The organism is Chelativorans petroleitrophicus, from assembly GCF_025398195.1.
Classification (GTDB): Bacteria; Pseudomonadota; Alphaproteobacteria; order Rhizobiales; family Rhizobiaceae; genus Chelativorans; species Chelativorans petroleitrophicus.
Map to the genome: position 1 here is coordinate 35,995 of NZ_JAODNV010000012.1, position 25,298 is coordinate 61,292.

General features: G+C 64.0%; 20 protein-coding genes and 4 tRNA genes. 14 read left to right on the forward strand and 10 right to left on the reverse strand.

Features of this window, described 5'->3' with window-relative positions; translation table 11 throughout:
- Window positions 1-25: 25 nt before the first annotated feature.
- The 4 genes from NYR54_RS11775 to NYR54_RS11790 all read right to left on the reverse strand — a co-directional run bounded on the left by NYR54_RS11775 (window position 26) and on the right by NYR54_RS11790 (window position 3,705).
- Window positions 26-1,441: a DEAD/DEAH box helicase gene (locus tag NYR54_RS11775; RefSeq protein WP_261515859.1), complete on the reverse strand. Its 1,416-nt coding sequence runs from the start codon at window positions 1,439-1,441 to the stop codon at window positions 26-28.
- Window positions 1,442-1,737: 296 nt separating this feature from the next.
- Window positions 1,738-2,514: an NAD kinase gene (locus tag NYR54_RS11780; RefSeq protein ID WP_261515860.1), complete on the reverse strand. Its 777-nt coding sequence runs from the start codon at window positions 2,512-2,514 to the stop codon at window positions 1,738-1,740.
- A gap of 65 nt (window positions 2,515-2,579) precedes the next feature.
- Window positions 2,580-2,655, reverse strand: a tRNA-Thr gene (locus tag NYR54_RS11785).
- A gap of 207 nt (window positions 2,656-2,862) precedes the next feature.
- Window positions 2,863-3,705: a TrmH family RNA methyltransferase gene (locus NYR54_RS11790; RefSeq protein ID WP_261515861.1), complete on the reverse strand. Its 843-nt coding sequence runs from the start codon at window positions 3,703-3,705 to the stop codon at window positions 2,863-2,865.
- A gap of 191 nt (window positions 3,706-3,896) precedes the next feature.
- Here NYR54_RS11790 and NYR54_RS11795 point away from each other — a divergent pair.
- Both NYR54_RS11795 and NYR54_RS11800 read left to right on the forward strand, forming a co-directional pair.
- Window positions 3,897-3,981, forward strand: a tRNA-Tyr gene (locus NYR54_RS11795).
- Window positions 3,982-4,062: 81 nt separating this feature from the next.
- A tRNA-Gly gene (locus NYR54_RS11800) sits at window positions 4,063-4,136 on the forward strand.
- A gap of 51 nt (window positions 4,137-4,187) precedes the next feature.
- Here the strand turns inward: NYR54_RS11800 and NYR54_RS11805 are convergent.
- Window positions 4,188-4,415, reverse strand: a complete 228-nt coding sequence (locus NYR54_RS11805) for a hypothetical protein (RefSeq protein ID WP_261515862.1) — start codon at window positions 4,413-4,415, stop codon at window positions 4,188-4,190.
- 223 nt (window positions 4,416-4,638) lie between these two features.
- Between NYR54_RS11805 and tuf the strand changes: the two genes are divergently transcribed.
- The 12 genes from tuf to NYR54_RS11865 all read left to right on the forward strand — a co-directional run bounded on the left by tuf (window position 4,639) and on the right by NYR54_RS11865 (window position 20,249).
- Window positions 4,639-5,814, forward strand: a complete 1,176-nt coding sequence (gene tuf, locus NYR54_RS11810) for an elongation factor Tu (RefSeq protein ID WP_261515863.1) — start codon at window positions 4,639-4,641, stop codon at window positions 5,812-5,814.
- A 168-nt stretch (window positions 5,815-5,982) separates the two neighbouring features.
- Window positions 5,983-6,058: transfer RNA gene (locus NYR54_RS11815), tRNA-Trp, on the forward strand.
- Between the two features lie 260 nt (window positions 6,059-6,318).
- Entirely contained in the window at window positions 6,319-6,522 is a 204-nt protein-coding gene (gene secE, locus NYR54_RS11820) for a preprotein translocase subunit SecE (protein WP_261515864.1), read from the forward strand.
- A 29-nt stretch (window positions 6,523-6,551) separates the two neighbouring features.
- Window positions 6,552-7,079, forward strand: coding sequence for a transcription termination/antitermination protein NusG (nusG, locus tag NYR54_RS11825; protein ID WP_261515865.1), 528 nt, complete (start codon window positions 6,552-6,554; stop codon window positions 7,077-7,079).
- A gap of 137 nt (window positions 7,080-7,216) precedes the next feature.
- The gene (rplK, locus tag NYR54_RS11830) at window positions 7,217-7,645 is read left to right on the forward strand and encodes a 50S ribosomal protein L11 (RefSeq protein ID WP_261515866.1); all 429 of its coding nucleotides are present in this window, start codon (window positions 7,217-7,219) and stop codon (window positions 7,643-7,645) included.
- Between the two features lie 4 nt (window positions 7,646-7,649).
- Window positions 7,650-8,351, forward strand: coding sequence for a 50S ribosomal protein L1 (gene rplA / locus NYR54_RS11835; protein WP_261515867.1), 702 nt, complete (start codon window positions 7,650-7,652; stop codon window positions 8,349-8,351).
- Between the two features lie 351 nt (window positions 8,352-8,702).
- A complete protein-coding gene (gene rplJ, locus NYR54_RS11840; RefSeq protein WP_261515868.1) occupies window positions 8,703-9,221 on the forward strand; it encodes a 50S ribosomal protein L10 in 519 nt (172 codons plus the stop codon).
- A 51-nt stretch (window positions 9,222-9,272) separates the two neighbouring features.
- A complete protein-coding gene (gene rplL, locus NYR54_RS11845) occupies window positions 9,273-9,653 on the forward strand; it encodes a 50S ribosomal protein L7/L12 (RefSeq protein ID WP_261515869.1) in 381 nt (126 codons plus the stop codon).
- A gap of 189 nt (window positions 9,654-9,842) precedes the next feature.
- Entirely contained in the window at window positions 9,843-13,982 is a 4,140-nt protein-coding gene (rpoB, locus tag NYR54_RS11850) for a DNA-directed RNA polymerase subunit beta (protein WP_261515870.1), read from the forward strand.
- Window positions 13,983-14,125: 143 nt separating this feature from the next.
- The gene (rpoC, locus tag NYR54_RS11855; RefSeq protein ID WP_261515871.1) at window positions 14,126-18,325 is read left to right on the forward strand and encodes a DNA-directed RNA polymerase subunit beta'; all 4,200 of its coding nucleotides are present in this window, start codon (window positions 14,126-14,128) and stop codon (window positions 18,323-18,325) included.
- A 228-nt stretch (window positions 18,326-18,553) separates the two neighbouring features.
- A complete protein-coding gene (gene ttcA / locus NYR54_RS11860; protein WP_261515872.1) occupies window positions 18,554-19,432 on the forward strand; it encodes a tRNA 2-thiocytidine(32) synthetase TtcA in 879 nt (292 codons plus the stop codon).
- The gene (locus NYR54_RS11865; protein ID WP_261515873.1) at window positions 19,422-20,249 is read left to right on the forward strand and encodes an inositol monophosphatase family protein; all 828 of its coding nucleotides are present in this window, start codon (window positions 19,422-19,424) and stop codon (window positions 20,247-20,249) included. The genes ttcA and NYR54_RS11865 overlap by 11 nt, the downstream gene beginning before the upstream one ends.
- A 46-nt stretch (window positions 20,250-20,295) precedes the next feature.
- Here NYR54_RS11865 and NYR54_RS11870 read toward each other — a convergent pair whose 3' ends face one another.
- The 5 genes from NYR54_RS11870 to NYR54_RS11890 all read right to left on the reverse strand — a co-directional run bounded on the left by NYR54_RS11870 (window position 20,296) and on the right by NYR54_RS11890 (window position 25,295).
- Window positions 20,296-21,543: a multidrug effflux MFS transporter gene (locus NYR54_RS11870; protein ID WP_261515874.1), complete on the reverse strand. Its 1,248-nt coding sequence runs from the start codon at window positions 21,541-21,543 to the stop codon at window positions 20,296-20,298.
- 182 nt (window positions 21,544-21,725) lie between these two features.
- Window positions 21,726-22,061, reverse strand: coding sequence for a Grx4 family monothiol glutaredoxin (gene grxD, locus NYR54_RS11875; RefSeq protein ID WP_261515875.1), 336 nt, complete (start codon window positions 22,059-22,061; stop codon window positions 21,726-21,728).
- 140 nt (window positions 22,062-22,201) lie between these two features.
- A complete protein-coding gene (locus tag NYR54_RS11880) occupies window positions 22,202-22,435 on the reverse strand; it encodes a BolA family transcriptional regulator (RefSeq protein ID WP_261515876.1) in 234 nt (77 codons plus the stop codon).
- Window positions 22,436-22,474: 39 nt separating this feature from the next.
- Complete coding sequence (gene purL, locus NYR54_RS11885; RefSeq protein ID WP_261515990.1) at window positions 22,475-24,691, reverse strand: phosphoribosylformylglycinamidine synthase subunit PurL; 2,217 nt, start codon at window positions 24,689-24,691, stop codon at window positions 22,475-22,477.
- 187 nt (window positions 24,692-24,878) lie between these two features.
- On the reverse strand, window positions 24,879-25,295 hold the full coding sequence (locus tag NYR54_RS11890; RefSeq protein WP_261515877.1) for a hypothetical protein: 417 nt from the start codon (window positions 25,293-25,295) through the stop codon (window positions 24,879-24,881).
- Window positions 25,296-25,298: the final 3 nt, after the last annotated feature.

Sequence of the window (25,298 nt, forward strand, 5' to 3'; positions counted from 1 at the left end):
CCCGTCAGACGCAGGCGAAAGGCCGTCAGGCCTTGCCGGGCACCTTCATGAAATCGGGGATGGCGTCACCGAAGCCGATGACCGTTTCCGACTCGGGCTCCAGGTGCCGCTCGGGTTTCCTGTCCGGTTTCTTGTGCGCACCAGCCTCCTTGCCGGGGCGGCGGCTTTCCTTCCGGCCTTCCTGAGCCTTGGCAGGCGCGGGGACCTCCTCGGCCCGGCCTTCCTCCCGGCGCTTGCGCCCTTCGGGCTTTCTGCCTCTCTCGCGCCCGCGCCTTGGCTTTTCGCGTTCTTCATCCTCCTCGCCGAGGGTGGAGAGATCGCCGTCGAGCCAGGGGATCTTCTGTCCGATCAGCTTCTCGATGCCTTCCACATATTTACGGTCGGCGTGAGTGACGAGGGTGAACGCCTTGCCCGAACGGCCGGCGCGGCCGGTACGGCCGATGCGGTGGACATAGTCCTCCGAGTGGGTCGGAACATCGAAGTTGAAGACGTGGCTCACGTCCGGAATATCGAGGCCACGGGCGGCGACATCAGAGGCGACGAGCAGCTTCAGCTTTCCGCGCCGGAAATTTTCCAGCATGGTCATACGCGCGCGCTGGTCCATGTCGCCATGGAGCGCGCCGGCGTCGAACTCGTGACGCACGAGCGAGCGGAAGAGCGTCGAGACCTCTGTCTTGCGGTTGCAGAAGATGATGGCGTTGCTGAGCCCTTCACCTTCCGCGCGGATGAGTTCACGCAGCCGCGCGCGCTTCGCCCAGGGCTTCGAGCCCGACTTTACCAGGAACTGCTCGATGTTGGCGGCGGTGGTTGCGGGCCTCGCCACCTCGACACGCACGGGCGCCTGCAGGAACTGCTCTGTAAGCTTAGTAATCTCCGGCGGCATGGTGGCGGAGAAGAACAGCGTCTGCCGCGTGAAGGGGATGAGCTTGCAGATGCGCTCGATGTCCGGGATGAAGCCCATGTCGAGCATCCGGTCGGCCTCGTCGATGACCAGAATCTCGACGCCGGTGAGAAGCAGCTTGCCCCGCTCGAAATGGTCGAGCAGGCGGCCGGGCGTCGCGATCAGCACGTCGGCCCCCCGCTCGAGCTTGCGCTCCTGATCCTCGAAGGACACGCCGCCGATGAGGAGCGCGATGTTGAGGCGGTGATTCTTGCCGTAGCGCGCGAAATTTTCCTCCACTTGCGCGGCAAGCTCCCGCGTCGGCTCCAGAATGAGTGTGCGCGGCATGCGGGCGCGCGCTCGGCCCCGTTCGAGCCGCGTGAGCATGGGAAGCACGAAGGAGGCGGTCTTGCCGGTGCCTGTCTGGGCGATGCCCAGGACGTCCTTGCCTGCAAGCGCATGCGGAATCGCGCCCGCCTGGATGGGGGTGGGCGTGGTGTAGCCGGCATCGGCCACGGCCGAAAGAACCTTCGGCGACAGGCCGAGGTCCGAGAAAGTCACAGCTTGCTGTGCGGGTTCCTGAATGTCTGACACTGAGTGGCTGTCTTCAAACTGCTCTATGCGGTGGCCGCACATGCCGCGAGTGGCCGAGCGGAAACTCGACCCGGGTTTGGGGCCTAGAGCCTGGTGCGGCCAATGTCAACAATAACATGGGCATCCTGCGGGGATGTTACCTTGCCCGCCCAGCCTTTCGCCGGCTGGGACGCCGCTGGATTGAGTGTTTGGCAGAAACACTGAAGGAATATAGTTGCGCAATTCCGGGGGGAAAGCCTGTAACCGCTTTTCCCGGATTTGCGCTAGTAACGGAATTGTTCCGCAAGAATCCTTTCATCCCAGGAATGGCTGGCGTCGAAGAGGATCGTCGCCGTCAGATCGCGCGATTCGCGCACCTGAACCCTTGTGACCGACTTGATTTCCGTGTGGTCGGCCACGGCGTTCACGGGCCGCTTGTCGGCCTCAAGGATGACGAGCTCCACCGTCGACCGGTTGGGCAGGAGCGCGCCGCGCCAGCGCCGCGGGCGGAACGGACTTACCGGCGTGAGCGCCAGGAGCGGCGCGTCCAGCGGAAGGATCGGCCCGTGCGCCGAGAGGTTGTAGGCGGTGGAGCCAGCGGGCGTCGCCACCATAACGCCGTCGCAGATCAGTTCCTCCAACCGGACCTTGCCATCGATGGCGATTCGGATCTTGGCCGCCTGATAGGACTGGCGCAGGAGGGAGACCTCGTTGATGGCGAGCGCCTTGCTCGTCCTGCCGGAAGCGTCCGTCGCTTCCATCTCCAGCGGGCGGATGGTCTCCGGAATGGCCTCCGCGACGCGGCGGCGAAGGTCCTGTTCGTGATACTCGTTCATCAGGAACCCGACCGTGCCGCGATTCATGCCGTAGATCTTCTTGCCTGTGCCCATGGTGGCGTGGAGGGTCTGCAGCATGAAGCCGTCGCCGCCGAGCGCGACGATCACATCCGCGTCCTCCGGCCGCTCCTGGCCATAGAGCGCGGAAAGCCGGGCGGCAGCATTGCGGGCATCCTCCGTGTCCGCCGAGACGAAGGCGAGGGCGAGCGAGGACGGCTTGTTCATGTCGGGCTGGCGGTTCGGTTTCGCGGATGCCAACCGGTAGCATGCAGATGCGAATCTGCAAAGCGTGGTGCCCCCGGCAGGACTCGAACCCGCGACCCCCTGATTACAAATCAGGTGCTCTACCAACTGAGCTACAAGGGCATGGCCAGCACGCGATAGCACAATCGCCAGCCAAGTAAAACGCCTTCGCGAAGATGGGGCCTGTTCAAATCTCGATCAATCCCAGAGGGGCAGGTTTAATGAATTCAGGGGTGGAATCATGCCGGCCGCCGCGCTGTCTCTGGGGCAAATATTTCTGACAGGCGGCTCGGCACCGGCAGGCGTCTGGGCCGGCCATGTGAGCCGCCTTCAGGGCTGCCCCGAGCCATCGAGGAAGCGGCGGGCCACGTAGAGCGCCACGGCCGCCGCGTTGGACACATTGAGGGAGCGGATGGCGCCGGGCATGTCGAGCTGGGCCAGCATGCGCACGGTCTGGCGTGTCTTCTGCCTGAGGCCCTTGCCCTCCGCGCCGAGGACCAAAGCGAGCCTGCGGCCCTCCAGCGCCCGCTCCAGCGGCTGCCCCGCCTCCGAATCGAGGCCTACGGTGTGGAAACCCGCGGCATGGAGGTCGGAAAGCGCGTCGGCCAGATTGCGCACCACGATGTGGTTGATGTGTTCGAGCGCGCCGGAGGCCGCCTTGGCGAGCACGCCTGATTCGGCTGGGCTGTGGCGCGCCGTCGTCACCAGCGCCTCGGCGCCGAAGGCGACCGCTGAGCGCATGATGGCGCCGACATTGTGCGGGTCGGTCACCTGGTCGAGTACCAGAACGAGCGCGGCCTCCCCAAGCGCCGAAAGCGGCTTTGCGGCAAGGGCATCCGCTTCGATGAGGACGCCCTGATGGACCGCGTCGGAGCCGGTTAGCATGTCGATGGCGCGCGGCTCGACCAGTTCGGCCGGGAAGGGCAGGGCGGCAAGATCGTCGAGCTCAAGCCGGCCGGCGGCGTTGCGGGTCACCAGCATGCGGTGGATGCGGCGCGCAGGATTGTCGAGCGCCGCGCGGACCGTGTGCAGCCCGTAAAGGCGGACCACGCCTTCCGGCGGCGGCGCGCCGGGGTCCGTGGACCGCGCACTGCCCGTGCCGCGGCGATGCGCGCGCCGCAGCCGCGCGTAGTGACGGTCCTGGGGCGTTCCGTTCTTTCTGGCTTTGCTCATGGCATCCCTATAGCCGACGCGGGGCGGCGCGCCCATGGCCCCCGGGGCTCAAGTGTGATTTTCTTGTGCGAGGCCACACATGATGTTGACACTCGCCGATGAGGTCGCCATAAGGCGCATCGCAGTGCGGTGCCCTGTTGACCGGGGCGGCTGCATTTCCCAGATAATGGCTGCCGTAAAGGTGGCCGTTCGGAGGGGTGTCCGAGTGGTTAAAGGAGACGGACTGTAAATCCGTTGGCTTCGCCTACGCTGGTTCGAATCCAGCCCCCTCCACCACCGTTCGCCCGTCCGGGACCTTCCTCAAGGCCCGAACGGAAAGCGCTCCGCGCCCGCCAGCGAGGGGCGTGCGTAAGGTGAGCGGGTATAGCTCAATGGTAGAGCAGCAGCCTTCCAAGCTGAATATGCGGGTTCGATTCCCGCTACCCGCTCCATCTGCCGTTTGTGCGCTTTCCTGAAGTTCTTTCGCGCTGGCTTATTTCATGTCACGGGTGGTTATGGCCGTAATGAGGGTGTGCGGGCCCGCGTCCATACCTGTCCGAGACAAGGCCGTTCTCGCCCGCCGGCACGGCCTGGCCGATGAAATAGCCCGACGTTCCGCCGAACAGGAGCCCGGCCACAAGCGGGGTCCAGACCCAATGGATGTGAACGCCGCTCCTTGCGGGGGCGGGTTTCTGGCTCGTCTGCCTTTGCGGGGGCTTCTTGCGGGACATGGAGCGTCCTTGAGGAAGTGGCGTTTCGATTCCTTGCTCTTGCAGAATGATGCGCGGTATTCTCGATGTAAAGAAGACGGGTCACGGGTGCCGGCGGTGGCCGTTTGGCCTGTGGATTGGCCGGATGTGGCATTCTCCGGCCGTAAAGGGCTTGTATTTTTCAGGCTTTGTCGCTAATCGCCCCGCAACCCGAAACCAACCAAGCCGCCCAGGGAAGTTTGAGATGGCCAAAGGAAAATTCGAGCGCACGAAGCCGCATGTGAATGTCGGGACGATTGGTCACGTTGACCATGGGAAGACGACCTTGACGGCGGCGATCACGAAGTTTTTCGGTGAGTTCAAGGAGTACGATCAGATTGACGCTGCGCCGGAAGAGAAGGCGCGCGGCATCACGATCTCGACGTCGCATGTGGAGTACGAGACGGAGAACCGGCACTACGCGCATGTGGACTGCCCTGGGCACGCGGACTACGTGAAGAACATGATCACGGGTGCGGCGCAGATGGACGGGGCGATATTGGTGGTTTCGGCGGCCGACGGCCCGATGCCGCAGACGCGCGAGCACATTCTTCTGGCGCGCCAGGTGGGTGTTCCGGCGATCGTTGTGTTCATGAACAAGGTTGACCAGGTTGACGATCCGGAGCTTCTGGAGCTGGTGGAGCTTGAGGTGCGCGAGCTTCTGTCGTCCTATGAGTTCCCGGGCGACGAGATTCCGATTGTGAAGGGGTCGGCGCTGGCTGCGCTGGAGGGCAACAGCCCCGAGATCGGCGAGAACGCGGTTCGCGAGCTGATGAAGGCGGTTGACGAGTACATTCCGACGCCGGAGCGTCCGATCGACCAGCCGTTCCTGATGCCGATCGAGGACGTGTTCTCGATCTCGGGCCGCGGCACGGTTGTGACGGGCCGTGTGGAGCGCGGCATCGTGAAGGTTGGCGATGAGGTTGAGATCATCGGCATCCGTCCGACGCAGAAGACGACGGTGACGGGCGTCGAGATGTTCCGCAAGCTGCTCGACCAGGGCCAGGCGGGCGACAACATCGGCGCGCTTCTGCGCGGCATCGACCGCGACGGGGTGGAGCGCGGGCAGGTTCTTGCGAAGCCCGGTTCCGTGACGCCGCACACGAAGTTCAAGGCCGAGGCCTACATCCTGACGAAGGAGGAGGGCGGGCGTCACACGCCGTTCTTCACCAACTACCGTCCGCAGTTCTATTTCCGGACGACGGACGTGACGGGCGTGGTGAAGCTGCCCGAGGGCACCGAGATGGTGATGCCGGGCGACAATGTGACGATGGATGTGGAGCTGATCGTGCCGATTGCGATGGAGGAGCGTCTTCGCTTCGCCATCCGCGAGGGCGGCCGCACCGTGGGTGCCGGCATCGTCGCCTCCATCACCGAGTAACAAGGCCGTACGCACTCGGCACCGCGGCGCGCTTCACGCGCGCCGCAACCGTCTGGCGCAGCGGCGAATATTGCTTATATGGGTTGCGGGGCGCTGCGGACTCGAAGCAACGGGCTTGAAGCATCGCCGTTCAGGCTCTAGAAGCATCGGGCAGCAGAGCGCTGCGATAGGGGTATAGCTCAGTTGGTAGAGCGGCGGTCTCCAAAACCGCAGGTCGGGGGTTCGAGCCCCTCTGCCCCTGCCATCCTCCCGGATGCCGGGCGAATGGATGCGAAACCCACTTGCGCCCCAGGGCAAGAGCAATTATGTAGTGAGCCAAGACAGACGGTGCGTGGAGCCGGCGAAGGGCTTTACGCGCCTTTGTTGCGTGTGCGGCGTAGCCGTAGGCACAAAGGCCGTGTGTGCGTTGGGTATGTGGCGGCTGCAGCAGTTCGTCGCGGTTCGACGGCCGGCGTGACTCAGAGGTTCCGGAGTTTCCGGGCGTTTCAAGAACAAGAGCGGTAGATGGCCTCCAAGACCACGAATCCCTTTACATTTCTTCAGCAGGTGCGGTCCGAAACCGCGAAGGTGACGTGGCCTTCGCGGCGGGAGACCATGATTTCGACGGTGATGGTGCTTGTGTTCGCTTGCCTGGCTGCGCTCTTCTTCTTTGCCGCCGATCAGATCATGGCGTGGGCGATCGAGCTGATCCTCGGGATCGGCGTGTGAAGTCGGCGGTAAAGGGAGACCATTTTAAGATGACTGCGCGGTGGTACATCGTCCACGCCTATTCGAATTTCGAGAAGAAGGTTGCCGAATCGATCGAGGAGCAGGCGCGCCAGAAGGGCTTGAGTCACCTGATCGAGCATGTCGTTGTGCCGACTGAGAAGGTCGTCGAGGTCCGGCGCGGCCGCAAGGTGGATGCTGAACGCAAGTTCTTTCCGGGATATGTGCTGGTCAAGGCCGAACTGACGGATGCGGTGTTCAGCCTGATCAAGAACACGCCTAAGGTGACTGGCTTTCTGGGCGACTCCCGGCCCGTCCCGATCACGGAAGCCGAGGCGCAGCGCATTCTGACCCAGGTGCAGGAGGGCGTGGACCGGCCGAAGCCTTCCGTCACCTTCGAGATCGGCGAGCAGGTGCGCGTCTCCGACGGACCCTTCGCATCCTTCAATGGCTATGTGCAGGAAGTGGACGAGGAGCGCTCGCGGCTCAAAGTCGAGGTTTCGATCTTCGGGCGTGCCGTGCCCGTCGATCTGGAGTTCGGTCAGGTCGAGAAGACCTGACCGGCGGCTCCGGTTTTCCGGAGCGGAAGGGTGGAAGGAACCGGGCGCTGAGCCGGCGCCCAAGCGTTCCGCACCACCAGACTGCAACCGCCGGCTCTTCAGACGAGAGCTGGCTTGGACAACAAGGCAGATGAGATATGGCTAAGAAAGTTGCAGGCCAGCTCAAGCTTCAGGTTCCCGCGGGGTCGGCGACGCCGTCGCCGCCGATCGGACCTGCGCTTGGTCAGCGCGGCATAAACATCATGGAGTTCTGCAAGGCGTTCAACGCGCAGAGCCAGGACATGGAGAAGGGCGCGCCCATCCCGGTGGTCATCACCTACTACCAGGACAAGTCCTTCACCTTCACCATGAAGACACCGCCGGTGAGCTACTTCCTGAAGAAGGAAGCGAAGATCACCTCGGGCGCGAAGGAGCCGGGCAAGCAGACGGTCGGCCAGATCTCCCGCGACAAGGTGCGGCAGATCGCCGAGGCGAAGATGAAGGATCTGAACGCGTACGACATCGAAGCGGCCGTGCGCATGGTCGAGGGCTCGGCCCGTTCCATGGGCCTTGAAGTGGTGGGCTGACGAGATGGCAAGGAAACTTTCCAAGCGTGTGGCCAAGAGCCGCGAGGGCATCGACCGCAACAAGCAGTACGCGCTCGAGGAAGCTGTCAAGCTGATCAAGGAGCGTGCGTCGGCGAAGTTCGACGAGACCGTCGAGGTGGCGATGAATCTGGGGGTCGATCCCCGTCATGCGGACCAGATGGTGCGCGGCGTGGTCAACCTGCCGCATGGCACGGGCCGTGCGGTGCGGGTCGCCGTCTTCGCCAGGGGCGACAAGGCCGAGGAGGCGAAGGCTGCCGGTGCAGAGGTGGTTGGCGCCGAGGATCTGGTGGAGGCCGTGCAGAACGGTGAGATCAATTTCGACCGCTGCATCGCCACGCCCGACATGATGCCGCTGGTCGGCCGGCTGGGTAAGGTGCTGGGCCCGCGCGGCCTGATGCCAAACCCGAAGGTGGGCACGGTGACGACGGACGTCGCGGGTGCGGTGAAGGCCTCCAAGGGCGGTGCCGTCGAGTTCCGCGTCGAGAAGGCCGGCATCGTGCATGCCGGTGTCGGCAAGGTCTCCTTCGACGAGAAGGCGCTTGCCGAGAATGTGCGCGCCTTTGCCGACGCCGTCATCAAGGCCAAGCCGTCCGGCGCCAGGGGCAACTACGTGAAGCGCGTGGCCATCACCTCGACCATGGGGCCGGGCGTGAAGGTCGACCTGTCGACGCTCGCGGCGTCGTAGACGAATTGCGGGAAGGCGCGTCCTTCCCGAACCCCGTCCGGGCCGGCAACGGCCCGGAGCCGGAGGGAGACCTCCGGACATCCTGTCCGAGATTGCAGGCGGCTTGCCTTAATTCCTGATGGGGCCTGCATGAGACGGGTGAACTGGACATGACGCTGGGACAGGCTCCTGGCCGTGGAAGGTTCGAACCGTGTTGGCCTTTTGTCCGAGGCTGGCCTTTGTGCCGGCAAGGCGAAAGGGGACAGGATCCTCGAGCGTCGTTCGGGTGATCCTTAACCGGAAAGCCCGATCGGCAAAAGGCAACCCGGCGGCAATCCCCAGAAAGGGTGCGTCGCCAACTGGAGAAAGGCTGTGGACAGAGCGGAGAAACGCGAGTTTGTCGCGAGCCTGAACAAGGTGTTTGAAAGCACCGGTTCGGTGGTCGTGGCGCACTATTCCGGCCTGACGGTCGCGCAGTTGAACGACCTGAGGTCGAAGATGCGCGCGGCCGGCGGCACGGTCAAGGTCGCGAAGAACCGCCTCGCCAAGATCGCTCTTCAGGGTACGAAGTCCGAAGGCATTCAGGCCCTCTTCGAGGGACAGACCCTGATTGCCTACTCGGATGATCCGGTCGCGGCTCCCAAGGTCGCCAACGACTTCGCCAAGACGAATGAGAAGCTGATCATTCTCGGCGGAGCGATGGGCGAGACCACGCTCGACGCGGACGGTGTGAAGGCGCTTGCCGCGCTGCCGTCGCTCGACGAGCTGAGGGCCAAGATCGTCGGCATGATCAACACGCCGGCAACCCGGATCGCCCAGGTCGTCAATGCGCCGGCAGGCCAGCTTGCCCGCGTTTTTGGCGCCTATGCCCGGAAGGACGAGGCGGCGTGAGGCCGTTCCTGAGACACAAACACAGTTCGAACTTTCTGAAGGAAATGAACAATGGCTGATCTTGCGAAGATCGTGGAAGACCTTTCGAACCTGACCGTGCTTGAGGCGGCAGAGCTTTCGAAGATGCTTGAAGAGAAGTGGGGCGTCTCGGCGGCTGCTCCTGTGGCGGTTGCGGCGGTAGCCGGCGGTGCTGCGGCTCCGGCTGCGGCGGCTGAGGAGAAGACCGAGTTCGACGTCATCCTGGCCGATGCCGGCGCCCAGAAGATCAACGTGATCAAGGAAGTGCGCGCCATCACGGGCCTGGGCCTGAAGGAGGCCAAGGATCTGGTCGAGTCCGCGCCCAAGCCGGTGAAGGAAGGCGTGGCGAAGGACGAAGCCGAGAAGATCAAGGCGCAGCTCGAGGGAGCCGGCGCCAAGGTCGAGCTGAAGTAATTTTAGCCGCCGGTCCGCGGGCACATGCCCGCGGACCGAAGCGGCCCCGAAGACGCGAAAACCTTTTTCCTGAAGGCCGGAAAGGCGGCTTTCAGGAAACGGGTTTTCATCCGTTTGGATTGGCCGTCTCTCTGACCGGGTTCGGAAGACGGCTCGTATTGGCAGGCAAGCGGCAGGCAAGGAGCGACGATGGCCCAGACCCAGACTTTCAACGGTCGCAGGCGCGTACGCAAGTTTTTCGGTAAGATTCCGGAAGTTGCGGAGATGCCGAACCTCATCGAGGTTCAGAAAGCATCCTACGACCAGTTCCTCATGGTCGAGGAGCCTGAGGGCGGGCGGCCCGACGAGGGGCTGCAGGCGGTCTTCAAGTCCGTCTTCCCGATCCAGGATTTCGCGGGCACCGCGATGCTCGAATTCGTCAAGTACGAGTTCGAGGCGCCCAAGTTCGACGTCGAGGAGTGCCGCCAGCGCGACCTGACCTATGCGGCGCCGCTCAAGGTGACGCTGCGCCTCATCGTGTTCGACGTTGACGAGGACACGGGCGCCAAGTCCATCAAGGACATCAAGGAGCAGGACGTCTACATGGGCGACATGCCGCTCATGACGGACAATGGCACCTTCATCGTGAACGGCACCGAGCGCGTGATCGTCTCGCAGATGCACCGCTCGCCGGGCGTCTTCTTCGACCACGACAAGGGCAAGTCACACTCTTCCGGTAAGCTTCTCTTCGCGGCGCGCGTCATTCCCTATCGCGGCTCCTGGCTCGACATCGAGTTCGACGCCAAGGATATCGTGCATGCCCGCATCGACCGGCGCCGCAAGATTCCGGTGACTTCGCTGCTCATGGCGCTTGGCATGGACGGCGAGGAAATCCTCTCCACCTTCTACGACCGTCTCACCTACATCCGTGACGGCGAGAACTGGCGCGTGCCGTTCTCGGCCGAGCGCTTCCGCGGCATGAAGGCGGCCACCGACATCATCGACGCCGACACGGGCGAGGTGGTGCTCGAGGCCGGCAAGAAGATGACGGCCCGTCAGGCACGGCAGCTTGCAGAGAAGGGGCTGAAGGCGATCCGCGCCACCGACGACGATCTCCTCGGCAATTACCTTGCCGAGGACATCGTCAACATGGAGACGGGCGAGATCTATCTGGAAGCCGGCGACGAGATCGACGACAAGACGCTGAAGGTGCTTCTGGATGCGGGCGTGGATGAGGTTCCCTTCCTCGACATCGACCACGTCAATGTCGGCGCCTACATCCGAAACACGCTGGTGGCCGACAAGAACGAGAGCCGGCAGGAAGCGCTGTTCGACATCTACCGGGTGATGCGCCCGGGCGAGCCGCCGACGCTGGAGACGGCCGAGGCGATGTTCCACTCGCTGTTCTTCGACCCCGAGCGCTACGACCTTTCGGCGGTGGGCCGCGTGAAGATGAACATGCGGCTGGAGCTCGACTGCCCTGATACCGTGCGCGTGCTGCGCAAGGAGGACATCGTCGCGGTGGTCAAGACGCTGGTCGATCTGCGCGACGGCAAGGGTGAGATCGACGACATCGACAATCTCGGCAACCGCCGTGTGCGCTCGGTCGGCGAGCTGATGGAGAACCAGTACCGGGTGGGTCTCTTGCGCATGGAGCGTGCGATCAAGGAGCGCATGTCCTCGATCGACATCGACACTGTCATGCCGCAGGACCTGATCAACGCGAAGCCCGCGGCGGCGGCCGTGCGCGAGTTCTTCGGCTCCTCGCAGCTTTCGCAGTTCATGGACCAGACAAATCCTCTGTCCGAGATCACGCACAAACGGCGCCTTTCGGCGCTTGGCCCGGGCGGCCTGACGCGCGAGCGGGCGGGCTTCGAGGTGCGCGACGTGCACCCGACGCACTATGGCCGCATCTGCCCGATCGAGACGCCGGAAGGCCCGAACATCGGCCTCATCAACTCGCTGGCCACCTTCGCCCGCGTGAACAAGTACGGCTTCATCGAGACGCCGTACCGCAAGATCGTGGACGGGAAGGTCACCGACGAGGTGGTGTATCTCTCGGCGATGGAGGAGGCCAAGCACTACGTTGCACAGGCCAATGCCGCGCTCGATGAGGAAGGCCGCTTCGCGGACGAGTTCGTCGTCTGCCGTCATGCCGGCGAGGTCATGATGGCCCCGCGCGAGAACGTCGATCTGATGGACGTCTCGCCGAAGCAGCTCGTCTCGGTTGCCGCGGCGCTCATCCCGTTCCTCGAGAACGACGACGCCAACCGCGCGCTCATGGGCTCGAACATGCAGCGTCAGGCCGTGCCGCTGGTGCGCGCCGAGGCGCCCTTCGTCGGCACTGGCATGGAGCCGATCGTGGCGCGCGATTCGGGCGCGGCCATCGCCGCGCGCCGGACGGGCATCGTGGACCAGGTGGACGCGACGCGTATCGTCATCCGCGCGACGGAGGACGTGGATGCGTCCCAGTCGGGCGTCGATATCTACCGGCTGCAGAAGTTCCAGCGCTCGAACCAGAACACCTGCATCAACCAGCGTCCGCTGGTGCGCGTGGGCGATCACGTGAACAAGGGCGACATCATCGCTGACGGCCCGTCGACGGACCTTGGCGATCTGGCGCTTGGCCGTAACGTGCTCGTCGCCTTCATGCCCTGGAACGGCTACAACTACGAGGACTCCATCCTGCTTTCCGAGCGCATCGTGCGCGACGACGTCTTCACCTCGATCCACATCGAGGAGTTCGAGGTGATGGCCCGCGACACCAAGCTCGGGCCGGAGGAGATCACGCGCGACATTCCGAACGTTTCGGAAGAGGCGCTGAAGAACCTCGATGAGGCGGGCATCGTCTATATCGGTGCCGAGGTGCAGCCGGGCGACATCCTGGTCGGCAAGATCACGCCGAAGGGCGAAAGCCCGATGACGCCGGAGGAGAAGCTGCTGCGCGCCATCTTCGGCGAAAAGGCCTCAGACGTCCGCGACACCTCCATGCGCATGCCGCCCGGCGCCTACGGCACGGTGGTCGAGGTGCGCGTCTTCAACCGCCACGGTGTGGAGAAAGACGAGCGCGCGATGGCCATCGAGCGCGAGGAGATAGAGCGGCTGGCCAAGGACCGTGACGACGAGCAGTCGATCCTTGACAGGAACGTCTACGCGCGCCTGGCGGAGATGCTGACCGGCAAGCAGGCGATTGCGGGACCGAAGGGCTTCAAGAAGGGCACCACGCTCACCGCGGAACTGCTTGAGGAGTATCCGCGTTCGCAATGGTGGCAGTTTGCCGTCGAGGATGAAAAGCTGCAGAGCGCCCTCGAAGCGCTTCGCGCCCAGTATGACGAGTCCAAGAAGGCGCTCGAGCAGCGCTTCATGGACAAGGTCGAGAAGGTGCAGCGCGGCGACGAGATGCCGCCCGGCGTCATGAAGATGGTCAAGGTCTTCGTTGCCGTGAAGCGCAAGATGCAGCCGGGAGACAAGATGGCCGGCCGGCACGGCAACAAGGGTGTGGTCTCCAAGATCGTTCCCATCGAGGACATGCCGTTCCTCGAGGACGGCACGCCGGTGGACATCGTGCTGAACCCGCTCGGCGTGCCGAGCCGCATGAATGTCGGCCAGATCCTGGAGACGCATCTGGGCTGGGCGTGTGCGGGTCTCGGCAAGCAGGTCGGCGAGCTGATCGACGCCTATCGCGAGACCGGCGACATCAAGCCGCTTAGGCAGAAGATCGAATCGCTGATCCCGGACAACGACCGCAACGAGCCTGTCCGCCAGTACGATGACGAAAGCCTCCTGCGGCTGGGCGAGCAGATGCGCCGCGGCGTTTCAGTAGCGACGCCTGTCTTCGACGGCGCTCACGAGGCCGACATAAACCAGATGCTGGAAGAGGCGGGCCTCGACAAGAGCGGTCAGGTGACGCTCTACGACGGACGCACGGGCGAGCCATTCGACCGCAAGGTGACGGTGGGCTATATCTACATGCTCAAGCTGCATCACCTTGTGGACGACAAGATCCACGCCCGCTCCATTGGCCCGTACTCGCTGGTCACCCAGCAGCCTCTGGGCGGCAAGGCGCAGTTCGGCGGCCAGCGTTTCGGCGAAATGGAGGTGTGGGCGCTCGAAGCCTATGGCGCGGCCTACACGCTGCAGGAGATGCTTACCGTCAAGTCGGACGACGTGGCCGGCCGCACCAAGGTCTACGAGGCCATCGTGCGCGGCGACGACACCTTCGAGGCGGGCATCCCTGAAAGCTTCAACGTGCTCGTCAAGGAGATGCGTTCGCTGGGTCTCAACGTGGAGCTGGAGAACTCGCGGCTCGATACCCCGCCACCGGCGCAACTGCCCGAAGCGGCTGAGTGACCAAGATGCGATACCGGCGCGCCGCGGCCTTTTGCGGCGCGCCGTGACAGCGGTGCGGCGACGAACGAGCGAGGCGGTGTCGCCGAATGCCCGCCAGGAACAAGAAGATTTAAGGGACCTCACGTCCCGCAAAGGAGATCGGCATGAACCAAGAGGTCATGAACCTGTTCAACCCTCAGGCGCCGGCACAGACCTTCGATTCCATCCGGATCTCGCTCGCGAGCCCGGAGAAGATCCTGTCCTGGTCCTACGGCGAGATCAAGAAGCCGGAGACCATCAACTACCGCACCTTCAAGCCGGAGCGTGACGGCCTCTTCTGCGCGCGCATCTTCGGTCCCATCAAGGACTACGAGTGCCTGTGCGGCAAGTACAAGCGCATGAAGTACAAGGGCGTCATCTGCGAGAAGTGCGGCGTGGAGGTTACGCTCTCCCGCGTGCGCCGCGAGCGCATGGGGCACATAGAGCTTGCCGCCCCGGTGGCGCATATCTGGTTCCTGAAGTCGCTGCCGTCCCGCATCGGCACGCTGCTCGACATGACGCTCAAGGACATCGAGCGCGTGCTCTACTTCGAGAACTACATCGTTACCGAGCCGGGCCTCACGGCGCTCAAGGAACATCAGCTCCTCTCCGAAGAGGAGTACATGATGGCCGTGGACGAGTATGGCGAGGATTCCTTCACCGCCATGATCGGCGCTGAGGCCATCCACCACATGCTCGAGACGCTAGACCTCCAGAAGGTGGCGAACGACCTGAGGTCCGAGCTCGCCTCCACGACGTCCGAGCTGAAGCAGAAGAAGCTTCTGAAGCGGCTCAAGGTGGTGGAGAACTTCATCGAGTCCGGCAACCGGCCGGAATGGATGGTGATGAAGATCATCCCCGTCATTCCGCCGGATCTGCGCCCGCTCGTGCCCCTCGACGGCGGCCGCTTCGCGACGTCGGATCTGAACGATCTCTACCGCCGCGTGATCAACCGCAACAACCGCCTGAAGCGGCTGATCGAGCTCAAGGCGCCAGGCATCATCATCCGCAACGAGAAGCGCATGCTGCAGGAGGCGGTGGACGCGCTGTTCGACAACGGACGCCGCGGCCGCGTCATCACGGGTGCCAACAAGCGCCCGCTGAAGTCGCTGTCGGACATGCTGAAGGGCAAGCAGGGCCGCTTCCGCCAGAACCTGCTCGGCAAGCGCGTGGACTATTCGGGCCGTTCGGTGATCGTGACAGGCCCGGAGCTCAAGCTGCACCAGTGCGGCCTGCCGAAGAAGATGGCGCTGGAGCTCTTCAAGCCGTTCATCTACGCGCGGCTTGACGCGAAGGGCTATTCGTCCACCGTCAAGCAGGCCAAGAAGCTGGTCGAGAAGGAGCGTCCGGAGGTCTGGGACATTCTGGATGAGGTAATCCGCGAGCATCCGGTGCTGCTCAACCGCGCGCCGACCTTGCACCGCCTCGGCATCCAGGCCTTCGAGCCGGTGCTGATCGAGGGCAAGGCGATCCAGCTTCATCCGCTCGTCTGCACGGCGTTCAACGCGGACTTCGACGGCGACCAGATGGCCGTGCACGTGCCGCTTTCGCTGGAAGCCCAGCTTGAAGCGCGCGTGCTGATGATGTCGACCAACAACATCCTGCACCCGGCTTCGGGCGCGCCGATCATCGTGCCGTCGCAGGACATGGTTCTGGGACTCTACTACCTGTCCATCATGAACCAGAACGAGCCGGGCGAGGGGATGGCGTTCGCCGATATGGGCGAGCTGCACCACGCGCTCGAAAACAAGGTCGTCACCCTGCACACCAAGATCAAGGGCCGGTACAAGACCGTCGATCAGGACGGCAATCCGGTTTCCAAGATTTACGAGACGACGCCGGGGCGCATGATCATCGGCGAGCTTCTGCCGAAAAACCCGAACGTGCCGTTCGACATCTGCAATCAGGAGATGACCAAGAAGGCCATCTCCAAGATGATCGACACGGTCTACCGTCACTGCGGCCAGAAGGAGACGGTGATCTTCTGCGACCGCATCATGGCGCTAGGCTTCGCCCAAGCGTGCAAGGCGGGCATCTCCTTCGGCAAGGACGACATGGTCATCCCCGAGACGAAGGCCAAGCTGATTGCTGAGACCGAGGCGCTCGCCAAGGAATACGAACAGCAGTACAACGACGGCCTCATCACGCAGGGCGAGAAGTACAACAAGGTCGTCGATGCCTGGGCCAAGTGCTCCGAGCGCGTGGCCGACGAGATGATGAAGCGCATCAAGGCGATCGAGTTCGACGAGAACGGCCGGCAGAAGCCGATGAACTCGATCTACATGATGAGCCATTCGGGCGCCCGCGGCTCGCCGGCGCAGATGCGCCAGCTTGCCGGGATGCGCGGCCTGATGGCCCGCCCGGACGGCTCGATCATCGAGACGCCGATCATCTCGAACTTCAAGGAAGGCCTGACCGTGATGGAGTACTTCAACTCCACCCACGGCGCGCGCAAGGGCCTGGCCGACACGGCGCTAAAGACGGCGAACTCCGGTTACCTCACCCGCCGTCTGGTGGACGTGGCGCAGGACTGCATCGTGACGGTGCAAGATTGCGGCACCGACAAGGGCCTCACCATGCAGCCCATCGTGGACGCCGGTCAGGTGGTGGCTTCCATCGGCCAGCGCGTGCTTGGCCGCACGGCGCTTGAGGATGTCGTGCATCCGGTTTCGGGCGAGGTGATCGTGCCGGCCGGCAAGCTGATCGACGAGCGCGACGTGGAGGCGATCGAAGGTGCGGGCATTCAGACGGTCCGTATCCGTTCGGCGCTGACCTGCGAGGTGCGTAACGGCGTCTGTGCGGTCTGCTACGGTCGGGATCTTGCACGCGGCACGCCGGTCAACATCGGCGAGGCGGTCGGCGTCATCGCCGCCCAGTCGATCGGCGAGCCGGGCACGCAGCTCACCATGCGCACCTTCCACATGGGCGGTACCGCGCAGGTGGTGGACCAGTCCTTCCTCGAAGCCTCCTTCGAGGGCACGGTGAAGATCCGCAACCGCAACGTGGTGCGCAACTCGGACGGCCATCTGGTCGTGATGGGCCGCAACATGGCGGTGCTGATCCTGGACGAGGGCGGCAACGAGCGCGCCTCGCATCGTGTCACCTACGGCGCGCGCCTCTATGTGGATGACGGCGACAAGGTGAAGCGCGGCCAGCGCATCGCCGAGTGGGACCCCTACACCCGCCCGATGCTCACCGAGGTGGAAGGCACGGTCGCCTTCGAGGACCTGGTGGACGGCGTGTCGGTGCAGGAGACCACGGACGAGTCGACGGGCATCACCAAACGCGAGGTCATCGACTGGCGCTCCACGCCGCGTGGCGCGGATCTCCGGCCGGCGATCACCATCCTCGACGAGAAGGGCAAGGTGGCCAAGCTCGCCCGCGGCGGCGACGCGCGCTTCCTGCTCTCGGTGGAGGCGGTGCTCTCGGTGGATGCCGGCGCCAAGGTGAAGCCGGGCGACGTGATCGCGCGTATCCCGACCGAAAGCGCGCGCACCAAGGACATCACCGGTGGTCTGCCGCGCGTGGCGGAACTCTTCGAGGCGCGGCGCCCGAAGGATCACGCCATCCTGGCCGAGATCGACGGTACCGTGCGCCTTGGCCGCGACTACAAGAACAAACGGCGCATCATCATCGAGCCGCACGACTCCTCGCTGGAGCCGGTGGAATATCTTATCCCCAAGGGTAAGCCGTTCCATCTGCAGGATGGCGACGTCATCGAGAAGGGCGACTTCATCCTCGACGGCAATCCGGCGCCGCACGACATCCTGGCGATCAAGGGCGTGGAGGCGCTGGCTTCCTATCTCGTCAACGAGATTCAGGAGGTCTACCGGCTGCAGGGCGTGGTGATCAACGACAAGCACATCGAGGTGATCGTTCGCCAGATGCTGCAGAAGGTCGAGATCACTGCTCCGGGCGACTCGACCTACATCCCCGGCGACCACGTGGACGCGGTCGAGTTCGAGGAGGTCAACGAACGCCTTATCGAGGAAGGCAAGAAGCCGGCGGAAGGCCAGCCGGTGCTGCTCGGCATCACCAAGGCCTCGCTGCAGACGCCGTCCTTCATCTCCGCCGCCTCCTTCCAGGAAACCACACGCGTGCTGACCGAGGCGGCCGTCGCCGGCAAGATCGACACGCTGCAGGGCCTCAAGGAGAACGTGATCGTCGGCCGCCTCATCCCGGCCGGTACCGGCGGCGCGATGACCCAGATCCGGCGTATCGCGCGCGCTCGCGACGAGCTGATCCTCGACGAGCGCCGCAAGGAGCAGGGTGCCGAAATCGCAGGGCCCATGCTTGCCGACATGACGAATCAGCCGGCTCAGTAATCAGGCCGGAAAATCGTCCATCCACGAGCCGCCCCGTACACTCGGGGCGGCTTTTTTTATAGGCCGTGTCTTTGCTCTGTGGTGCGGCGGCTTGAGGGGATCAGGTGCGCTTCGCGCCAAGCGGCGGGACAGGAAACAGAATGGCTTCAACAGAGCCGCGAAAGGCACTAACACAGGCCAGCGTCCAGGAAGCCATTTTGGAAGGAAAGGCCGCGAGCATTGCTTGACATGGAGATACGGCCGGAGGCCGATGACGCCGGAGGCAATGGGGAATGCCATCCGCTTTTTGCGGAAGCGCCTTCCTCAGTGGAGTTCAACAAGCTGAGGAAGCGCCTCCTGCGACACGTGCGGCAGGCGATAGCCGATTTCGCGATGGTGACGCCGGGCGAGCGCTGGCTCGTCGCCCTGTCAGGGGGGAAGGATTCCTATGGCCTTCTGGCCATCCTACTCGATCTCAAATGGCGCGGTCTTCTGCCGGTCGAGCTTCTTGCCTGCAATCTCGATCAGGGCCAGCCGAACTTTCCCAAGCACGTGCTGCCGGAATATCTGACGCGCATCGGCGTGTCGCACCGCATCGAATATCAGGACACCTATTCGATCGTGACGGACAAAATCCCGGAAAGCCGCACTTATTGCTCGCTCTGCTCGCGCCTGCGGCGCGGCCATCTCTACCGCATCGCGCGGGAAGAGGGTTGTTCGGCCCTGGTGCTCGGCCATCATCGCGAGGACATTCTCGAAACCTTCTTCATGAACCTGTTTCACGGTGGACGGCTTGCGGCCATGCCGCCGAAACTCGTGAATGACGAGGGCGACGTGATGGTTCTGCGCCCGCTGGCCTATTGCGCGGAGGCCGATCTGGAAAAATTCGCAGAGGCCATGCGCTTCCCCATCATCCCGTGCGATCTGTGCGGCAGCCAGGACGGGCTGCAGCGCGGAGCCATGAAGGCGATGCTCGCCGACATCGAGCGACGGATGCCGGGCCGCAAGGACACGATGATCCGGGCGCTTGCGAATGTGCGCCCGTCACATCTGCTCGACCGCAAGCTGTTCGACTTCGCGAACCTTGCCCTTTCCCACCATCAGGAGACGCACACGGATGCGCTTTGACGACAATGAAATCGAGTGGCTCGCCGACCTGCTGGCGCGGGCCGCCGAAGCCGAGATCATGCCCCGCTTCCGCCGGCTTGGAGACGATGCGGTACGGGAGAAGTCCTCGCCAGTCGATCTGGTGACCGAAGCGGATATCAATGCGGAACGGGCGATCACGAAGGAGCTGAAGGCGCACTATCCCGATGCGCTCGTGGTGGGGGAGGAGGCCTGCGCGGAAGATCCCTCTCTTCTCCCGGCGCTGGACGATGCGGGGCTCGCCTTCACCGTGGACCCCGTTGACGGCACCTTCAATTTCGCCTCCGGCGTGCCGCTGTTCGGCGTCATGCTGAGCGTGGTTTCGGAGGGCGAGGTGGTGGCCGGGATCATTCACGATCCCGTCGGGGGCGGCTGGCTGATCGGCGCGAAGGGGGCGGGCAGCCATATTCGCGCGCCGGACGGAGGTTTGAGCAGGGTGCGCGTCGCCCCGCCTGCCGCGGTGTCGGAGATGAGCGGTTCGATCTCCTGGCAATTCATGGCCGAGCCTGAGCGTTCAGTGCTGGCACGCAATCATGCCAAGTGCCGCGCAGCCATCGGCTACCGCTGTGCCGCGCACGAATATCGGCTGATCGCCACGGGCCACGCCCATTTCGCCGTATACTCCAAGCTGATGCCGTGGGATCATCTTCCCGGCACACTCATTCATCGCGAGGCGGGCGGATATGTCGCCCGTTTCGACGGCAGCGCATACGAGCCGCAGCACAGGGAAGGGGGCCTGCTGGTCGCGCCGGACAAGGAGAGCTGGCAGGCGCTGCGGGCGGAACTCTGGGCCCGCTGACGGAACGGCCCGGAGGCGTTTGACAGCCTCCGGGCCGATGGCCTCTTTACACTGCCGGATTGACCTGCCGGAAGAGCCGCCAGCGCTCGCCGGCAAGCACCAGCACGAGCCCGATCAAGCCCACAATGAAGTAGCCTGCGGCGAGCGGCGTCAGCGTGCCGTCGAATGCCTGCCCGATGATGGCGCCGATGACGCCGCCGCCCAGCGTCGTCACGAAGCCGAGCACGGCTGCGGCCGTTCCTGCCACATGGCCAAGCGGCTCCATGGCGATGGCGTTGAAGTTCGAGCCCATCCAGCCGAACTGGAACATGGACACCGAGAATAGAACGAAAAAGAGAAGGAAGGGGATGGGTCCGGCGAGCGAAAGCGCCAGCCAGATGCCGTTGACGACGATGAAGCCGATCAGTGCGCCATGCGAAAGGCGGCGCATACCGAAGCGGCCGACCAGCCGGGCGTTGGTGAAGGAGGAGACGGCCATCAACCCCGCGCCGATGGCGAAGATCAGCGGGAACCAGGCACCGAGCCCGTAGATATCCACATAGATCTGTTGGGCGGAATTGATGAAGCCGAACAGCCCGCCGAAAATCACCGTCGAGGCAAGCGTGTAGCAGAGCGCGATGCGATCGGTGACGACGAACCGGAACCCTTCCATGATCACCTGGAACGACAGCGAGCGGCGCTGTTCGGGCGCGAGCGTCTCGGGAAGGCGCGTGGCGGCCCAGAACGTGATGGCAAGCGAAACGCCGCCCATCAGAAGGAAGATGACCGGCCAGTCGCCAAAGATCATGGCGGCCTGCCCGAGGCCGGGCGCGACGACGGGGATGATCATGAACACCATCATGACCATCGACATGACCTCCGCCATGCGCCGGCCGCCGAAGGTGTCGCGAATGGCCGAGATGGCGATGACGCGGGTGGCGGCGGCTCCGATGCCCTGCAGAAAGCGGAATGCGAGAAGGGCGGCGAAGTTCGACGCGAAGGCCGCGGCGAAGGCCGTGGCGACATAGATGGCGAGGCCGACCAGAAGCGGCCCGCGCCGTCCGAAACGGTCCGCGATCGGGCCGTAGAAAAGCTGTGCGCCGCCCAGACCCAGAATGTAGGCAGTGATAATGAATTGCCGCTCATTTTCGTCCGCAACGCCGAGCGCGGCGCCTATCTGCTGCAAGCCGGGCAGCATGATGTCGATGGCCATGGCGTTGAGCGCCATAAGCGCGGCGGTAAGTCCAATAAATTCGGCCTTGCCGATGGCGGAGCGCGATCGGGCGGGCTCTTTTTCAATAGCTGAATCGTCCATGGTCTGCTCCAGGCAGGGGCGTCGAAGCGCCTTCAATGGTCAAAACTCCGGGCTGACGGCTGGAGCCGCCCGGCGTGCAACAGGGGCGAAAAAATGCGTCGACCGGTTAGGTCGACGCGCGTGAAAATCGATTCTTCAGAGGCACTTGGCCGGGTTAAGACCGGCCATGCCGGAGGGATCGGTCAGGCCGCCCCGCGGACACTGACTCCCTTTTCCTCGAGGAAGGTCTGCAACTCGCCGGACTGGAACATCTCGCGCACGATGTCGCATCCGCCGACGAATTCGCCTTTCACATAAAGCTGCGGAATAGTCGGCCAGTTGGAATATTCCTTGATGCCCTGCCGCAGCTCGTCGGAGGTGAGGACGTTGACGCCATGATAGTCGACGCCGAGGTAATCGAGGATCTGCACCACCTGGCCGGAAAAACCGCACTGGGGGAAGGTAGGCGTTCCCTTCATGAAGAGAACGACGTCGTTTGACTTCACCTCGTTGTCGATGAATTCGCTGATACCGCTCATCGGTTGTCCTTTCGCAGCCGAGTCGAAGCCCGGCACTCGTAAGCTGTGCTGACCATTATCTATTGCAGGAAGCCGCCGGGTGCAATGCAGCGGGAAAGATTATCCGGGCCAATGCGCAATCCGGCGCAGGCAACTCCCGTTTAATCAGGCACGCTCGTCTGCAGGGCGAGCGCGTGCAGCGTGCCGCCCATCTTGCCCTTCAGCGCCTCGTAGATCATCTGGTGCTGCTGGACGCGCGTCTTGCCGCGGAAGCTCTCGGAAACGACCTCCGCCGCATAATGATCCCCGTCGCCTGCAAGGTCGCGGATGGTGACCTTCGCGTCGGGAATGGCCTCTTTGATCAGGCGCTCAATGTCACCGGCGCTCATTGCCATGGTGAAAACTCCCCTGCATCCCGTCCGTGTAACAGCGTCTCAGCCCTGCATAAACGCCGGGAACCATCCCTCATGGGCTTCTTCTAGTTCTGCCACCGATATGGCACGCGCCCCGCCAAGTTTCAATTCGCGACCGCCGGTCATCCCGATGCAGACAAGCGACACCCCCGCTTTTTCAGCTTCCTCGAAGAGCGCCTGAAGGGCTTCATCATCGGATTGGGCGGTGAGTACGTAGCGTCCCTGGTCCTCGCCGAAGAAGGCGGCTGCGGGATCCGCGGGCGGCTCGTCGATGATCGCGCCGATGCCGGAGGCCATCGCCATTTCGGCGAGCGCCACGGCAAGCCCGCCATCGGAGCAATCATGCACGGCGGTGGCCTTGCCTGAGCGGATCAGGCCGCGCACGAAATCGCCAGTGCGCTTCTCGTGTTCCAGGTCAACCGGAGGCGGCGTGCCTGCGGCGCGGCCGTGGATGTCGCGCAGATAGACGGACTGGCCGAGATGCGTGCCCCAGCCTTCCGGCGCGCCGGCAAGCAGGATCGCCTGGCCTTCAGCCGCAAAGGCAGTGCGCGCCATCCTCGACCAGTCGGGGATGAGGCCGACGCCGGCGATGGTGGGCGTGGGCGGAATCGCCTGGCCGAGCGTCTCGTTGTAGAGCGAGACATTGCCGGAGACGATCGGGAAGGAGAGCGCCCGGCAGGCCTCTCCGATGCCCTCTATGGCGCGCACGAACTGGCCCATGATCTCCGGCCGCTCGGGATTGCCGAAATTGAGGTTGTCCGTGACGGCGAGGGGATCGGCGCCGGTGGCGGTGAGGTTGCGCCAGCATTCGGCCACGGCCTGCTTGCCGCCCTCGTAAGGATCGGCCTCGCAGTAGCGCGGGGTGACGTCGGAGGAGAAGGCGAGGGCCTTTGTGGGATGCCCCTCCACGCGCACGACGCCGGCGTCGCCTCCCGGTATCTGCAGCGAATTGCCCTGGATCAGCGTATCGTACTGCTCCCAGACCCAGCGGCGGGAGGAAAGGTCGGGCGAGCCGATGAGCCTGACGAGCGCTTCGGCGATATCGGTTTGCGGCACGCTTGCCGGATCAAGGGCAGGGGGCGCCTTGGGAGCCACCCAGGGCCGGTCATACTCCGGCGCCTGGTCGCCCAGCTCCTTGATCGGCAGGTTTGCGACTTCTTCGCCCTGGTGAAGCACGCGGAAGCGAAGATCGTCGGTCGTGCGGCCGACCACCGCGAAGTCGAGGCCCCATTTGCGGAAGATCGCTTCCGCTTCCTCCCGCTTCTCTGGCCGGAGCACCATGAGCATGCGCTCCTGGCTTTCCGACAGCATCATTTCGTACGCCGACATGCCTTCCTCGCGCACGGGCACCTTGTCGAGGTCGAGCTCAATGCCGAGATTGCCCTTGGCGCCCATTTCCACGGCGGAGCAGGTCAGCCCCGCGGCACCCATGTCCTGGATGGCGATGACGGCGCCGGTGTCCATCAGTTCGAGGCAGGCTTCGAGCAGGCATTTTTCCGTGAAGGGGTCGCCCACCTGCACGGTGGGGCGCTTCTCGTCGATGCCCTCGTCGAACTCGGCCGAGGCCATGGTGGCGCCGCCCACGCCGTCGCGCCCCGTCTTGGCCCCCAGATAGACGACCGGCAGGCCGACGCCCTCGGCTTTCGAATAGAAGATCGCGTCGGTGCGGGCGAGCCCGGCGGCGAAGGCGTTGACAAGGCAATTGCCGTTGTAGCGCGGATCGAAATTGACCTCGCCGCCCACCGTCGGCACGCCGAAGGAATTGCCGTAGCCGCCGATGCCGGCCACAACACCCGCCACGAGATGCCGCGTCTTCGGATGGTCCGGCGCGCCGAAGCGCAGCGCGTTCATGGCCGCGATGGGCCGTGCGCCCATGGTGAAGACGTCACGCAGGATTCCGCCCACGCCGGTGGCCGCACCCTGATAGGGCTCGATATAGGAGGGGTGGTTGTGGCTCTCCATCTTGAAGACGACGCACTGGCCGTCGCCGATATCGACCACGCCTGCGTTCTCGCCCGGCCCCTGGATCACCTGCGGGCCGGAGGTGGGCAGCGTGCGCAGCCACTTCTTCGAGCTCTTGTAGGAGCAATGCTCGTTCCACATCGCCGAGAAGATGCCCAGCTCGGTGAAGGTCGGCTCGCGGCCGATCAGATCGAGAATGCGCTGGTACTCGTCTGGCTTGAGCCCGTGGGCTGCGATGAGTTCGTCCGTGATGGGAACCGTGTTGGGAATGGTCATCTGCTGCTGCTTCGGCGGGATTGGTCGGCTGGTTGCGTGCTTGGCGCCGTTGTCACGGTTCGCTTGGGGCATGTCAAACCTGATTCGAAGCGTGCCGGGAAGGTCACGTTCTGCTTAAGCCATAACGCGTGCACGGCGGTATAGAAATAGACGTCGAGTTCCAACGATTCCTCTGCGCCGCGGGTCTTTAAACGCCCTGCGTGCAACTGGTGTCGCCCCTCTGCCAGCGCTGGAGGTCGGCCGTAATCCTCGGCCCGAGAGAACCCTCCAGCAGTGGCCCGAAAAATTCGATGCGTCTCGATTCGCCTTCGGCCTGGACCACCAAAAGGGGCAGGCCCTCATAGTCGCCGGAAGGAACGACTAGGAATCGCGGCCGGCCGCTGAAGGAATTGAGTTCATTGGCCATGCGATAGGCGCTGAAAGCCTTGTCCGCGCTGGCGAACCAGCATCTGTGCGCCGCCATCGCTACCTGCTCCATGGCTTGTAGCGAGGCGCTCTTGCCGGAAGAGGGCCGGGAGGCAGGCACCGTTGCCTTGCAAGCGCCGAGGGCCAGCATCATCAGGGCTGCGAGGGGTGCTGCTACCAGCGCCCGGCTTCCGTTCATCTC